9 protein-coding genes and 1 rRNA gene are annotated in these 14,076 nt (G+C 70.6%); 4 read left to right on the forward strand and 6 right to left on the reverse strand.

The window, feature by feature from the left end; translation table 11 throughout:
* Nucleotides 1–147 precede the first annotated feature (147 nt).
* Both rrf and FH608_RS29405 read left to right on the forward strand, forming a co-directional pair.
* Nucleotides 148–264 (forward strand): 5S ribosomal RNA (rrf, locus tag FH608_RS29400).
* A gap of 520 nt (nucleotides 265–784) precedes the next feature.
* Nucleotides 785–1,168: a cell division protein SepF gene (locus FH608_RS29405; RefSeq protein WP_139633890.1), complete on the forward strand. Its 384-nt coding sequence runs from the start codon at nucleotides 785–787 to the stop codon at nucleotides 1,166–1,168.
* 338 nt (nucleotides 1,169–1,506) lie between these two features.
* Here FH608_RS29405 and FH608_RS29410 read toward each other — a convergent pair whose 3' ends face one another.
* The 5 genes from FH608_RS29410 to FH608_RS29430 all read right to left on the reverse strand — a co-directional run bounded on the left by FH608_RS29410 (nucleotide 1,507) and on the right by FH608_RS29430 (nucleotide 9,026).
* Nucleotides 1,507–2,841: a hypothetical protein gene (locus FH608_RS29410; RefSeq protein WP_226900021.1), complete on the reverse strand. Its 1,335-nt coding sequence runs from the start codon at nucleotides 2,839–2,841 to the stop codon at nucleotides 1,507–1,509.
* A gap of 120 nt (nucleotides 2,842–2,961) precedes the next feature.
* Nucleotides 2,962–4,689, reverse strand: a complete 1,728-nt coding sequence (gene argS, locus FH608_RS29415) for an arginine--tRNA ligase (protein WP_139633891.1) — start codon at nucleotides 4,687–4,689, stop codon at nucleotides 2,962–2,964.
* Nucleotides 4,686–7,184, reverse strand: coding sequence for an HAD-IC family P-type ATPase (locus FH608_RS29420; protein ID WP_139633892.1), 2,499 nt, complete (start codon nucleotides 7,182–7,184; stop codon nucleotides 4,686–4,688). The genes argS and FH608_RS29420 overlap by 4 nt, the downstream gene beginning before the upstream one ends.
* Before the next feature lie 40 nt (nucleotides 7,185–7,224).
* Nucleotides 7,225–8,244, reverse strand: a complete 1,020-nt coding sequence (gene plsX, locus FH608_RS29425) for a phosphate acyltransferase PlsX (RefSeq protein ID WP_226900022.1) — start codon at nucleotides 8,242–8,244, stop codon at nucleotides 7,225–7,227.
* 242 nt (nucleotides 8,245–8,486) lie between these two features.
* Nucleotides 8,487–9,026, reverse strand: coding sequence for a DUF1707 SHOCT-like domain-containing protein (locus FH608_RS29430; RefSeq protein WP_139633893.1), 540 nt, complete (start codon nucleotides 9,024–9,026; stop codon nucleotides 8,487–8,489).
* A 196-nt stretch (nucleotides 9,027–9,222) separates the two neighbouring features.
* Between FH608_RS29430 and FH608_RS29435 the strand changes: the two genes are divergently transcribed.
* A complete protein-coding gene (locus tag FH608_RS29435) occupies nucleotides 9,223–10,539 on the forward strand; it encodes a KamA family radical SAM protein (RefSeq protein ID WP_139633894.1) in 1,317 nt (438 codons plus the stop codon).
* A 494-nt stretch (nucleotides 10,540–11,033) separates the two neighbouring features.
* Nucleotides 11,034–12,026 carry a hypothetical protein gene (locus tag FH608_RS29440; RefSeq protein WP_139633895.1) on the forward strand — a complete coding sequence of 331 codons (993 nt, stop codon included), beginning with the start codon at nucleotides 11,034–11,036 and terminating at the stop codon, nucleotides 12,024–12,026.
* Nucleotides 12,027–13,895: 1,869 nt separating this feature from the next.
* Here the strand turns inward: FH608_RS29440 and FH608_RS51710 are convergent.
* Nucleotides 13,896–14,051 (reverse strand): hypothetical protein, encoded by a 156-nt coding sequence (locus FH608_RS51710; RefSeq protein ID WP_193318723.1) that lies wholly within the window; start codon nucleotides 14,049–14,051, stop codon nucleotides 13,896–13,898.
* Nucleotides 14,052–14,076: the final 25 nt, after the last annotated feature.

Genomic DNA, 14,076 nt, shown 5'->3' on the forward strand with positions numbered 1-14,076 from the left:
GATAGGCCGGAGGTGGAAGCGCGGTAACGTGTGGAGCTGACCGGTACTAATAGGCCGAGGACTTGACCACAAAGCAGACTTTTCTAGTCGTGTTGCTCGCGTCCATTATGTGATTCTGAGACAGCAAACAGTGCTGTTTCTCGGGGTTACGGCGGTTATGGCGGGAAGGAAACACCCGGTTACATTCCGAACCCGGAAGTTAAGCTTCTCTGCGCCGATGGTACTGCACTCGGGAGGGTGTGGGAGAGTAGGTCACCGCCGGACAATCTTTGGAGGGGGTTCGACGCCTTGCGCGTCGGACCCCCTTTTTTTGTGTTGTGCGGGTGCGCGCGTCCCCGGGACGGCCCCGCCCCCTAAGCGCCGGCGGCAGTCCGTGCGCGGCTTCCCACGCCTCGAGGATCCACGATGAGGCGTGCCCCTCTCTTCCGGTTCGAGGCGTGCCCAATTCGAGCTGTCGCGTCGAATAGCGGACGTGCGCCGAGCCGCCGAGACGAACCCCGCGTTGGTTACCCTCTGTATCCGTCCACCGGGTAGGCGGAGAGTCCAGCGGGGCCTGGCACCGCGGGTTTACCCTTGAAAACCGTGCGGTGAAGGGGCCGACAGGGAAGAGGCGCGGGTGGTCAGGGGCGTACGGGGGTCGGATATCCAGATGCAAGCGGGCTGCAAGCCGTACAAAATGGAATTAGGGCTGGGCGTGTCGCGTGGCGAATGCGGAATCGTCGGTTACCGTCCAATGTGTAGGGACGTGCCGATTACGGTGAGTTCCTGAGGAAAGGACAAGCCGATGGGGGCAGTGCGCAAGGTGGTGAGCTACCTTGGCCTGAGCGGGGTCGATCACTACGACGAAGGCTACGAAGACGACGAGCACTACGAGGACGAGTACGTCCCCGCGACCGAACGGGCCGCCAGGCGGTGGCGCGCGAACGTCGACTCGTCGCGCATCGTGATGATCCAGCCGCTCAAGTACAACGACGCGCCGTTGATCGGCCAGCACTTCCGTGACGGTCAGACGGTGATCATGGATGTGTCTGGCATGCCGATGCCCGAGGCGACGAGAATGGTCGACTTCGCCGCCGGGCTGGCCTATGGGTGCGAGGGGCGGATCGAGCGCATCGCCGACCGCGTCTTCCTGCTCGCGCCCGCTCACGTGGAAATCGAGACCACCTGACCGAAGGTGTCCGGGCCACCAGGACGGTCCGGACACGGAGAGTGCCGGCCGGTGTGCTGGGTGCCGGGCGGCTGTGGCTCGCCGAGCGCGGGCCGTTTCCAGCGAGCCCTGAACCGCGATGGAGACGGTTCAGATGATGGGCGGAGGGGTGACAGCGGTCACCCTCGGCGTCACGGTGCGTTATGTGTGGGCGTGGAGCCGCAGCGGGTTGTGGGGCCTGTGAAGCTGCGCGGTGGTCATACCAGTGCCACGGGGGCCGCGCCCGGCCAAGCCTCAAGGGGCCGTGTCTGCTGGGCCGCAGGAGCTGTGTCAGCTAGGTCGCAGAGGGTCGCGCGTTGCTAGGCCGCGCGGGGGCCGCGGCGGATCAGGCGGGTGAGCTCGGTGGCGTCCTCGGCGGCCTGCTTGGCGCGGGTCTCCGCCTCCCGTGCGTACGAGTGCAGCGCCCACACCGCGCCCTCGGCCAGCTCCCTCAATTCGTTGACCTGCGCCGCCGCGTACAGGGCGTCGGCCTCGACGAGTTTGCGGCGCTGCCAGAGCTGCCAGCCGCCCAGCCCGAGCATGGCCACACCGGCGGCCGCCAGGAGGATGCTGCCGGCGAACGGCGTGGCGATGAAACAGGCGACTCCGGCCACGAGCAGCACCATGGCGGCCCACGGGCGGGGGCGGGGCACGATGCCGTCCGCGAGGACGGCGTGCTCGGCGGCGGCGAGCGACGACGGCTCGGGGCCCTCGGGCCGCAGCTGGATGCGGTGGCCGAGCAGTGGCACCGTGATCGTGGCGGGCGGCTCCAGGCTGCTGTCGGCCTCCAGCTCCTCGGCCACGCCGCGCAGGATCGGCGCCGCCACGTGCAGGGCGATGGCCGCGAGCCGCGGGTCGGCGCCGGGGCGCAGGTCGTCGAGCAGGTACGAGTGGAGCGAGGCCATCGGCCCGGCCGGGCCGCCCGATCCGATGAGGGAGCGCAGCACGGCCAGCGGCTCGTCGCCGGCCCAGGTCGTGCCCTGGCTGCCGGAGGTCCTGTCGAGAGCCCCGGTGAGGTCGCGCTCGGTCTGCCGTGCCGAGGTGATCTCCGCGCACCGTCCGCGCAGCCTCGCCAGCCGGGCGGCGGCCACCGCCGGCCTGGCCAGCTCGGGGATCTCGGCCATCTCCGGGAAGTCGACCAGCGAGGGCGGGACGACGACCGACGGCTCGCCAGGAACCAGCGCCTGTACCCACTCCTCGGGGTCGGCGTGCTCCTGCACGGCCAGGGCGTCGAGCTTGCGCAGCACGAAGATCTTGCCGGCCGGGCCGTAGGCGCCCCTGGCGGCGGCCAGCCAGAGCGAGCGCTGGCCGTGCGAGACCGGACGGTCGAGCGACAGTTCGCCGAAAGCGGTGCCGAGCCAGGACGCGTGGATGCGGCTGCCCTGCCCGGACACCGCGAGGGCCAGGCAGAGGAAGAGCGCGGTCTGCTGCTGGTCGCGCCCGGCGGCCCGGCTCAGCGGGTCGAGCGGATCATCGCCCGAAAGGAGGGCGACCAGTGCCTCGACGGCCGGGGGCAGCCAATAGCCGGGTATGTCGCTGAAACTCGGTGCGGCGGGAGGCGCGGCGCCCTTGGCGGCGAGGTGCGCCAGCAGCGCCTCGGCGTAGCGGTGCAACTCCGGAGCTGCTGGGGGGCTCGCAGTCAGGTCCGTGCTCAAGGCAGAGAACTCCCCCATTTCGGCCTCTGTTCATGACCGCGTAAAGCCTAGCCGCTCGGGCGCGCCAACCAGGTGGAGGCGCGCCCACCGCGGATCTGGGGACTTTGGGTCAACTGCCTGTTACATGCGCTCGGGAACGGGGACGCCCAGAAGGTCGAGCCCGGTCTCCAGCACGCGCAGGACGAGCGAGCAGAGGGCCAGGCGGTGCTTCCTCGTCTCCGGGTCGACGCCCTCCTTGGTCACCGGGCACTCGTCGTAGAACGTGCTGAACAGGCTGGCCGTCTGGTAGAGGAAGGCACACAGCCGGTGCGGCTCGGACTCGGCGGTGACCTGGGAGACCAGCTCGCCGAAGCCCAGCACGTAGAGGCCCAAAGCGCGCTCGGCGGGTGCGCCCAGCGCGATCGGGCCCGCCGCCTCGGCCGGGTCCACGCCCGCCTTGCGGAAGATGGAGCGGATCCGGGCGGTCGCGTACTGCATGTAGGGGCCGGTGTTGCCGGTGAAGGCGATCATCCGGTCGAAGTCGAGGACGTACTCGCTGTCGTGGCTGACCGACAAATCGGCATATTTCACTGCGCCCATGCCGACGGCGTGCGCGATCTCCCGGGTGGTGGCCTCGTCGTAGCCCCGGTCGGCGATGGCGCCCCTGGCCCGCTCGACGGCCTCCTGGAGCAGGTCCATCAGCTTGACGGACTCGCCGGAGCGGGTCTTGAACCTGCGCCCGTCCTTGCCCAGCATCATGCCGATCTGGACGTGCTCGGCCGACACCGTCTCGGGCAGCCAGCCCGCCAGCCGCGCCGCCGCGAACACCATCCGGAAGTGCAGCGCCTGCTCGTTGCCCACGACGTAGAGGATGCGGTCGGCCTTCAGGTCGTGGACGCGGTAGCGGATGGCCGCCATGTCGGTGGTGGCGTAGCCGTAGCCGCCGTCGCTCTTCCTGATGATGAGCGGCAGCGGCTTGTCGTCGGAGCCGGTGAAGCCGGGCGGGAACACGCAGAGCGCGCCCTCGCTGAGCGTCGCCGCCCCGGACGCCTCCAGGTCGTCGCAGGTCTGCTGCAGCATGGGGTTGTACATGCTCTCGCCGGCGAGGTCGGCGTCGGTCAGCGTCACGCCGAGCAGCTCGTAGACCTTGTTGAAGTAGCGGATGGTGGCGTCCATGAACACGTGCCACAGCCGCAGCGTCTCGGGGTCGCCCGACTGCAGCGTGGTCACCCGCACCCGGGCCCGCTGCCTGAACGCGTCGTCGCTGTCGAACTTGGCCCGCGCCGCCTGGTAGAACTCCGTGCCCTGGCCGGCCTCCAGCTGCGCGACCGAGGTCTCCTCGCCGATGTCGAGCAGGTGCTCGATGAGCATGCCGAACGGCGTGCCCCAGTCGCCCAGGTGGTTCTGCCTGACCACGGTGTTGCCGAGGTGCTCGTGCAGGCGGGCCAGCGAGTCGCCCACGATCGTGGTGCGCAGGTGGCCGACGTGCATCTCCTTGGCCGCGTTGGGCGCGGAGTAGTCGATCACGACGGTCTGCGACGGCGTGATCGTGCCGACGCCGAGCCGCCGGTCGGCCAGCATCCGCGTGGCCTCGGACTCGACCCACGAGTCGGAGAGCGTGATGTTGAGGAAGCCGGGGCCGCTGACCTCGACCGTGCCGGGGAAGTCGGACAGCTCCGCCCTGATCGCCTCGGCGACCTCCCGCGGCGCCCGTCGCAGTCGCTTGGCCAGGCTCATCGCGACGTTCGCCTGGAAGTCGGCGAACTGGGACGGCCGGATCAGCGGATCTGCGTCGGCGTGCTCGGCGCCGAACGCGCGCGCCAGCGCCTGCTGGACGCGCTCGGCGAGCATTATCTGCGGGTCGGTCATGTTCTAAGGGTACCGGCGAGCTTGACCGCGGCGCTGATCGCCGCGGCCGCCACGACCGAGATGCCGACCGCGGTCAGGTTGTCGGTGAGGTCGTTCGGTCGCAGCGCGAAGAAATCCCGCACGAAGGGGATCGTCAGGCCGACCGCGAAGGCCGCCGCCATCGACCCGAGCAGGGCGAGCCGCCACCAGTTGAGCGGCCTGGCGATCAGCACGAGCACCCACCAGGTGGTGAGGAAGAGCGTGATCACCGCCGACGTCTGGTTCTCGACGAAGGTGGACGAGCCGCCCCGGGCGAGCCAGAACGACAGCAGCACTGCCGCCGCGCACAACACCCCCGCCGGCACGGCGAAGCGCAGCACCCTGGGGACGAAGCCGGGTTTCGAGCGTTCGAGGGTGGGAGCGAGTGCCAGGAAGAGCGCGGGGACGCCGATCGTCAGGGCGTTCGTCAGGGTGGAGTGGCGGGGCGCGAACGGGAACATCATCCCGCACACCCCGACGAGCAGCGACAACACGATCGCGTAGAAGGTCTTGGTGAGGAACAGGTTGGAGACCCGTTCGATGTTGGCCAGTACGCGCCGGCCCTCGCCCACGACGTGCGGCAGCGTGGCGAACGTGTTGTCCAGCAGCACCACCTGCGCGACCGCCTTGGTGGCCGGGCTGCCGGCGCCCATCGCGATGCCCAGGTCGGCGTCCTTGAGCGCGAGCACGTCGTTGACGCCGTCGCCGGTCATGGCCACGGTGTGGCCGCGCGCCTGCAGCGCGGTGACGAACCGGCGCTTCTGCTGAGGGCTGACGCGGCCGAAGACGGTGTGCGCGTCGAGCACCTCGCCGAGCCGGTCCTGGTCGTCCTGGGGGAGGGTGCGCGCGTCGACGGCGTGGTGGGCGTCCGGGATCTCCAGCGCGGTGGCGATGGCGGAGACGGTGACCGGGTTGTCGCCCGAGATGACCTTGACCGTGACGCCCTGCCTGGCGAAGTAGCGGAGCGTCTCGTGCGCGTCGGGCCTGATGCGCTGCCTGAGCGTGACCAGCGCCACCGGCTCCAGGCCGTGCGTCGGCTCCGGGCTGTGCGTCGGCTCCGGGCTGTGCGTCGGCTCCGCCTCCTGGCCGTGGAACGCCGCCCGCTCCGGACCGATGGCGGCGGAGGTGAAGGCGTCCGGGTCCGGGAGCCGTCGCGCGCGGCACAGTACGAGGACGCGCGCCCCGGTGGCGGCCAGCTCGGCGGCCCGGTGGTAGCCGTCGCCGCCGTCGAGCAGGACGTCAGGAGCTCCCAGCAGCCATGTGCCGCGATCCCCGAAGTCCGCGCCGCTCCACTTGCGCGCCGACGAGAACGGCACCGTCTGCACGGCCGTCCACCCCTCGCCGGGAGGCGGGAAGCGGTCCCGTACGGCCTGGGCGGTGGCGTTCGGGTGTCCGTCGGAGTGCGCCAGGGCCGCCAGCGCGCTCTCGGCCAGAGCGTCCCTGGCCGCCGCACCGTCGACCGGCGCCCCCTCGACCGGCACGTCCATGGCCGGCGCGTCCTCGACCGGCGCGCCCTCCACCTGAGGGTTCTCGCGCAGGGGCAGCACCTGGTCGAGCTCCATGCCGTCGGCGGTGAGCGTGCCCGTCTTGTCCAGGCACAGCACGTCCACCCGGGCCAGCCCCTCGATCGCGGGCAGCTCCTGAACGAGGCACCTGCGCCGCCCCAGCCGGATGACGCCCACGGCGAACGCGATCGACGTCATCAGCACCAGCCCCTCGGGGATCATGGTGACGATGCCGGCGACCGCGCCGGTGAGGGCGGTGCCGAAGTCGGCGGTGTGCTGGAGCTGGCTGTAGATCAGCAGCGCGCCGATCGGGATGACCAGCCAGGTGATGTACTTGATGAAGTTGGCCACGCCTTCGCGCAGCTCCGAGTGGGCGAGGTGGAACTTGCTGGCCTCTTCCGCCAGCTTCACCGCGTACGCGTCGGTGCCGACCCGCGTGGCCACGAACGCGCCCGTGCCCGCCACCGCGAAGCTGCCCGACAGCACCCGGTCGCCCGGCTCCTTGTGCACGGGGTCGGCCTCGCCGGTGAGCAGCGACTCGTCCACCTCCAGGCCGTCGGACTCGACCACCTCGCCGTCCACCAGCAGGCGGTCGCCGGGACCCAGCAGGATGAGGTCGCCTAACACGACCTGGCGCGGCTGGACCTGCCGCTCGCGGCCGTCACGGCGTACCCGCACCGGGGCCTCATTGATCACGGCGAGCTTGTCGAGCGTGCGCTTGGCCCGTAACTCCTGGACGATCCCGATCAGTACGTTGGCCACGATGACCAGCCCGAACAGGCTGTCCTGCCACTCACCGAAGATCAGCACCAGCGCCCAGAGCACGCCGATGACCAGATTGAACAGGGTGAGGACGTTCGCCCTGACGATCGCGCTCAGTGACCGGCTCGACCGCCGCGGGACATGGTTCGGCTGGGCCTTCGCCGCCTCCGCCGACGTCAGCCCAGGTGCAACCGTGATGAGCCCGTCCACATAACCCCCTGTTTCTGTGGATCGGTGACACACTACGGGGTTACCACAGTCTGTGTGAGCGATGCGGCGCGGCGACCCTCTCGCCGATGCGGGAGACGATCCCGCCCGCGGACAGCTCGGCCGCGAGCTTGCAGGCCGCGCTGATGCCCCCCGCCCTGGACGAGCCGTGGGCGATGACGACGGTGCCGTTCAGCCCGAGCAGGACGGCTCCGCCGTACGCCTCCGGGTCGAGGCGGCGGCGCAGCTCGCGGATGCGCGAGCGCTGCATGGCGGCGCCCAGCCTGGCCAGCCTGCTCTCGCTGACGACGTCCCTGAGCTCGGCGAACGCGTAGCGGACCGCGCCCTCCATGGTCTTCAGCGCCACGTTCCCGGTGAACCCGTCGGTGGTGATCACGTCCGCCCTGCCGGACAGCAGGTCGTGGCCCTCGACGTTGCCCGTGAAGCGCAGGCCGGGTGAGGTCAGGAGCAGTTCGTGGGCGCGCTTGACGAGCTTGTTGCCCTTCTCGGCCTCGCTGCCGATCGTGAGCAGCGCGACGCGGGGCTCGTCGATGCCGTACAACAGCTCGGCGTAGGCCGTGCCCAGATGCGCGAACTGGACCAGCATCTCCGACTTGACCTCGGCGTTCGCGCCCGCGTCGATGAGCAGGGTGGGCCTCGGGAGGGTGGGGATGGCCACCGCTATGGCCGGTCTGAGCACGCCCTGCTGGCCCTTGAGCCGGAGCTTGCCGGTGGCCACGATCCCGGCCGTGGACCCGGCCGACACGACGGCGGCGGCGTCGCCCCGCCGTACGAGGTGGCAGGCGATGGCGATGCTGGAGCGGGGCCGGCGCAGGCTGGCCAGCGCGCCCTCGTCCATCGACAGGGCCTCCTCGGCCCGTACGATCGGGACCTCCTTGGTGGCGTCGTGGTCGGCGAGCGCCTCGTAGAGGACGCGGGGCGAGCCGACGAGCACGACGGACAGGCCGCGCTCCCGCACGGCGTGCACCGCCCCCGCCACGATCTCGTGCGGTGCGTGATCGCCGCCCATGGCGTCGAGCGCGATGGGCCTGCTGTCGGACAATGGTCACCTCGTACGGCATCGAGCCCGCCGCCACGGCTTGGCCGGAACGCGGGCTCGGGTATGTCCGCATCGTAGGCAAGGCAGCTGCCAGGTTAACCGGCGGGTAGGCCCTGTTGGTTCCCTCGTACGCGCCTTCCAGTCCCATCACGCGCCCGCGCCTTCGGCCCCGCCCGTCCGCGCGCGTCCACCCGGCGCCTCCGGTCACGCCCGTCGGCGCGCCGGTCGTCCCGAGGCCCGGTGGGTCAGCGGAGGTTCCAGTCGTCCATCCCGCGCGACACGATCACCTTGGAGAACTTCGACGCACCCGTGACCCGGATCATCGGCCCGTCCGCCTGGGAGCCGCCCGTCACGTTCCGCTTGCCGAACATCGAGCTGCCCTCGTCGATCACGTGCGCGTTGTCCGGAACGCGCACGATCACCTTGCTGAACCAGGCGTTCGTCTCGATGGTGATCTCGCGCCCCGGCAGCACCGCGTCGGAGAGGTCGATGATGAGGGCGCCGAACCGGGCGGACAGGCGGGTGTTGCGCGAGGCCACCCACCGCCCCTTGCGGGCGATCTTGCTGAACTTCGAGTCGATGACCTGCTGCTCGATGGTGGTGGGCACGCTGGACGCGGACACCTCGGGCAGGTCGCGGGTGAGGGGCACGAGTTCGCCGACGGTCTTCGCGGCGTAGGTGACGTCCAGGCGGTCGGCGTGCTCGACGCTGGTGAGTCTTCCTGTGGCGAGTGCCTCGGCCAGCACCGCGGCCACGTGGTCGCGATCGGCGTCTGAGGCGCGCATGTCCGGATCGTGGGTCACGACAAATCAGTGTATGACGAATCGCGATATGTCGCGAGTGCCCGCAAACCTCAAGGAAAACTTGGAGTCCAGCGGAACCGGTGACGCCACTGCCACCGTCCCGGTATTAAGAACCGTAGACGCGCGACGGGGTCGTGAGGTTTACATCAGATCGAACAAAAAAGATGGGAAAGGCCTAGTGATCTTGAACCAAGCTGGCACGCGACGCTTCAAGGCGTACACGTCCAAGCACCTTGACGAGCTCCTGAAGCGTGCGGGGCTCGGCGACGAGGAGCGGCTGAAGGTCCGCGCCGTGGCCACGGTGCTGCCGTTCCGGACCAACGCCTATGTCGTCGATGAACTCATAGATTGGTCGGCCGCGCCCGACGACCCCATCTACCGGCTCGTCTTCCCGCAGGAGGACATGCTCCCCGCCGCCGACGTCGCCGCGCTGGCGGACCTGCTCAAGGCCGAGGCGCCGAACGCCGAGATCCAGGCCGAGGCGAACCGGGTACGCGCACAGCTCAACCCGCATCCCGCGGGCCAGAAGGAACTCAACGTCCCGAAGATGGACGACGAGCCCGTGCCGGGTATGCAGCACAAATACCCCGAGACCGTGCTGTTCTTCCCGAAGCAGGGGCAGACCTGCCACGCGTACTGCACCTACTGCTTCCGGTGGGCGCAGTTCGTCGGTGACGCGGACCTGAAGTTCGCCTCCGACGACATCGACCAGATGGTGGCCTACATTCGCCGCCATCCCGAGGTCACCAGCGTGCTGATCACCGGTGGCGACGCGATGATCATGGGCGAACCGGTCATCAGGCGATATATCGATCCATTGATGGATCTGGAGCAGATCGAGTCGATCAGGATCGGCACCAAGTCGCTGGCCTACTGGCCCCAGCGCTTCACCACCGACCCCGACGCCGACTCCACGCTCAAGATGTTCGAGGAAGTGACGAACGCGGGCAAGAACCTCGCGTTCATGGCCCACTTCACGCACCCGCGGGAGCTGGAGTCGCCCCTGGTCGAGTCGGCGGTCAAGCGCCTGCTCGACAGCGGCGCCACGATCAGGACCCAGGCCCCGCTGATCAGGTCCATCAACGACGATCCCGCCGTCTGGTCGCACATGTGGCGCCGGCAGCTCAGGATGGGGATGATCCCCTACTACATGTTCGTCGAACGCGACACGGGCCCCCAGGACTACTTCGCGGTGCCGCTGGCGCGCGCCTACGAGATCTTCCGGGACGCGTACTCCAGCGTCTCCGGCCTCTGCCGCACGGTCCGCGGCCCGTCGATGTCGGCGACGCCGGGCAAGGTGTGCGTCGACGGCGTGACCGAGATCGCGGGGGAGCAGGTGTTCATGCTCCACTTCATCCAGGCCCGCGACCCCTCCCTGGTGGGACGGCCGTTCTTCGCCCGCTACGACCCGTCGGCGGTGTGGCTCACGGACCTGCGGCCGGCCTTCGCCGACCGTTTCCCGTTCGAGGCGGAGGACGCCCTTCTGCCCGCCTGACCGGCCCCGCGCGGGCCGGGGGCGCGGCGGAGAATATCCGCGCCCCCGGCCCGCGACATTTGTTTCGCGAGCCTTTGTGCGCGGGCCGCCGGGGGCTTATCCAAGATTTCGTGTACGCGGTCCAAAGCTTCCCGCACCCGATCTTCCGCCGCGCGCCATCCGCGCCGATCAGTACGCGCGCACTATCGGAAACAAGGCCCGTCTATTTCCCGTTTTGTCTCCTCGCTCAACGCTCTCCCTCACTCGGTAAGCGGCCTGCAAACCCCTGCTACTTGGGCATTCATGCGCCTGCGGCCGATCACAACCAGTGATAGAACTGCTTCCGTAGCTCAGCCGTGACGGCACGCTTCATGTGGTGCCCATAGCGCGCCCGCCACGGCATTCGGGGGTTATCGATTCGCATTTCCACCGCATTCGCGAGCGATCGATCACGAGCCGGGAAGGCAATCATGAATCGAGTAGTCAGGACGGCTGTCGCCGTCACAGCATTCGGCTTGGCGGCGGCATTGGCCGCGCCTGCCCAAGCGGAAGTTCAATACAACACCGCCAGGTACGACGGCCCGGGCGGGGGCACCACTTCGGTCGGCAGCCCGATCACCGGCCTGCTGGGCGGCCTGGTCGGCGGCGGCCTGCTGAACGGCCTGCTGGCCGGCGGCACCCAGGCCAAGTCCGCCGCCCGCCCCATGACGGAGGCCGAGCTGGACGCCGCGGCCAAGAGCCGGCGGGGGCCGAGGAACAAGCGCGGATACGCCACCACGCCCAACGCGGCGGAGGACGCCACCCACCACGGCGGGGCGCTGCCCGAGCTGTCGCCGATCGTCGGCGGCTTCTCGCTCGGCGGAGGGGGCCTGACCGAGTCCCTGCCCGTGCCCGTCCTGGCGGGCGCGGCGCGCCTCGCGGAGCCGGTGGCGCCCTCGGTGAAGGGCGCGCCGCAGGACAAGAAGCAGGTCGTGACCGAGGGCTCGACCCTGCGCGGCACCTACGACGCGGCGACGGGCCTGCTGAAGAAGTCCGTCGGCGAAGCGATGAACGCCGGCGGCGCGACGAGCGTCGCCGGCACGGTGAACAAGGTCAACAGCGGCGGGCTGCTGCCCGACCCCGCGACCGGCCTGCTGGGCGGCAGCACCGCCACGGTCAAGACGCTGACCGGCGCCACCGGCGGCGTCGGGTCCCTGTCGGCCGAGAACGTCGTGGCCGGCCTCGGCCAGGCCGCCAAGCGCGCGCTGCCGATGGCCGCCGGCGGCCGGCTGTCGCCGACGATCGGGCAGGTCGCGCCCGCCGAGATGGCGCCGGTCATCGAGGCCCTGCCGGGCACCACGCGGGCCGCCTCCGTCGACGAGCTCACTCCGCTCGTCGAGGACGCCTCCGGCCTCGTCGCCGCCAACGGCACCAAGGCCACCAGCAGCTACGGTGACGTGCTGACCGCGCTTGGATGGACCACCGACGCGCTGACGAGCTCGGTGCGGGACTCCTGGGTTCGCGACTAGACGCGACCGAGGCGCCGTAGATGCGGTGGCTCGCCGGGAACCGGCGTGGCGGTTCGCGGGCGTCCTAGGTGCCGACGCCCGGGAACCGGCCGTGCCGGCGACGACGACCCCGTTCGGCGCCCCAGCTGTTCCCTGACGACGTGTTTCCCGATCCCGCGGCGCGGCGATCCGCGCGTCCAAGGCGGCGTGGCGGCTCCCCGTGCCTGGTCGGCACGGTGGGATCCATCGCGTCCGGGTGGACGCGGCGGTGATCCGCCGAGGTCCGACCGGCGCGGCGGTGATCCGCCGAGGCCCGGGTGGGCGCCGTGGTGATCCGTCGAGGCCCAGATGGGCGCGATGGTGATCCGTTGAGGTCCGCTTGGGCGCGCGGTGCTTCGTGCGCGTTTGGTGGGGTGTGCGGTTGTTTGTGCGTGTTCGGTTGAGTGTGTGGTGGTTCGTACGTGTTCGATCGGGCGTGGCGGTGGCTCGCTTTCGTCCGGCGAGGCGGCGTGGTGGTCCGTGGGTGTCTCGGTTGGCGCACGGCGGTGTGTGCGTCTTCGGGCGCGCCGGTCCGCGTGCGTCCGCCCGGCACGACGGCTGCCCGCGCCCGCCCGGCACGGCGACTGACCGCTCCCGCCTGGCGCGGCGGTCCGCGCGTCCGCCGGTGCACGGTGTCCGCTTGTGGACGGTGTCCGCATGTGCACGGTGTCCGCAGCCACCGGTGTACGGCCTGGCTAGCGGCCGGCGCACGGCCTGTTCGCGCCCGCTCTGGCGCGGCAGGCTCGGGGCGGCAGGCCGTTGTGCCGTCGCACTGGCGCGGTGGTCCGCGTACCGCCGTTCCAGCGTGACACGCCGCAAGCCGCTGCCGGGACGCCATGCCGTCGCCGGGACTCGGCGGCCCGCATGCCGTTCGTCCCGGCGCTGGAGGCCGGCGCCGCCGTTCTGGTGCGGCAGGTCGGCGGGGGCCGAACGGGAAACGTCGTCGCACTGACGCGGCAGGCCGACGGAGCGCTCACAGGTGCCGAGCGCCCGAGGCACTGACGCGCGTCGGTTGCGAGGCCCCGCGCGAGCGGGCGGCCTCATGGCGGGCCCGGGCGGACGCGCCCGCGCCCTGGCTCGCGAACGGCGCCGCCACTGCAGGGCGGCGGCGCCCCACGAGCCCGCCGCCGGCCCCCAGGGCCGGCGGCCCCATTTCTCCATCCATCTGCGGCACGGCCATCATCCTCGTATCCATCTGTTACGGCACGGCCGCGGCTACCGCCACCCTCAGTGCGTGGCTGAGGGCCTCCAGGGTGACGCCTACTGACCCGCACATGGCCGGCCTCCGTTACGCCGCATCCTTAACCGGCCGATTCCGCCCCCTACCCAAGCGCCCTTGGTCGGTCATTCACCTGGCGCAGTGCTCGCCGCTCGGCATCCCCACATGGCTTTGCACGACATCCCCGCCCGGTTTTGCACGACGCCCCCACCCGTGTTCCTTCGGTCCCTACGGTGCGCGCCGCTCGTCACCCTGCCCCGGGCCCGCCATCGCGCATCACGCCCGGGTGTCGCGCACCGCGCCCAGCCGTCGTGCGCGCCGCTGGCCACCTAGCCGGTCACCCGCCCCGAGCCGCCACTGTGCACCCCTCCGTCAACCCGCTCCGGGCGCGGCCGACGGGCGCCGGGCGCGTCCATCGCGCGCTCTGGCCGGTTGTCGCCTCATGCCCGGTCCGCCGGTGTCCCCGCCCCTGGACGGCGCCCGGCTCTGGTGTGAGGGGGCTGTTCGGGCTTGGGGTGGCCGCTCGGGCGGTGTAGGGGTTGCTCGTGGGGCCGGAAGCCGGGGAGGTGTCTCCTAGGCCCTTGTGCGGCCCCTGGGGCGTTCTGTGGGCGACGTGGGGAGGCGATGTCGGCCTAGGGGAGGCGGACGCCGGTGCGGCGGGCTATCTGGGCCTGGAGCCTGGCCATCTGCCAGTGCAGCTCCAGCAGCTGCTCGGCGAGCTGCGTCCGGGGAATCTCGGACACGTCCTCGGTGGCCAGGTGGTCGATCGCGGCCGAAAGCTCCACCATCGCGCGCTCCCACTCCATCAGCGAC

The sequence above is a fragment of the Nonomuraea phyllanthi genome, assembly GCF_006334985.2.
Classification (GTDB): domain Bacteria; phylum Actinomycetota; class Actinomycetes; order Streptosporangiales; family Streptosporangiaceae; genus Nonomuraea; species Nonomuraea phyllanthi.

Coding starts and splice junctions, on each gene's coding strand:
- FH608_RS29405 (WP_139633890.1), top strand. CDS start 785: ATGGGGGCAGTGCGCAAGGTGGTGAGCTACCTTGGCCTGAGCGGGGTC.
- argS (WP_139633891.1), bottom strand. CDS start 4,689: ATGACCGACCCGCAGATAATGCTCGCCGAGCGCGTCCAGCAGGCGCTG.
- FH608_RS29430 (WP_139633893.1), bottom strand. CDS start 9,026: ATGCGCGCCTCAGACGCCGATCGCGACCACGTGGCCGCGGTGCTGGCC.
- FH608_RS51710 (WP_193318723.1), bottom strand. CDS start 14,051: ATGGTGGAGCTTTCGGCCGCGATCGACCACCTGGCCACCGAGGACGTG.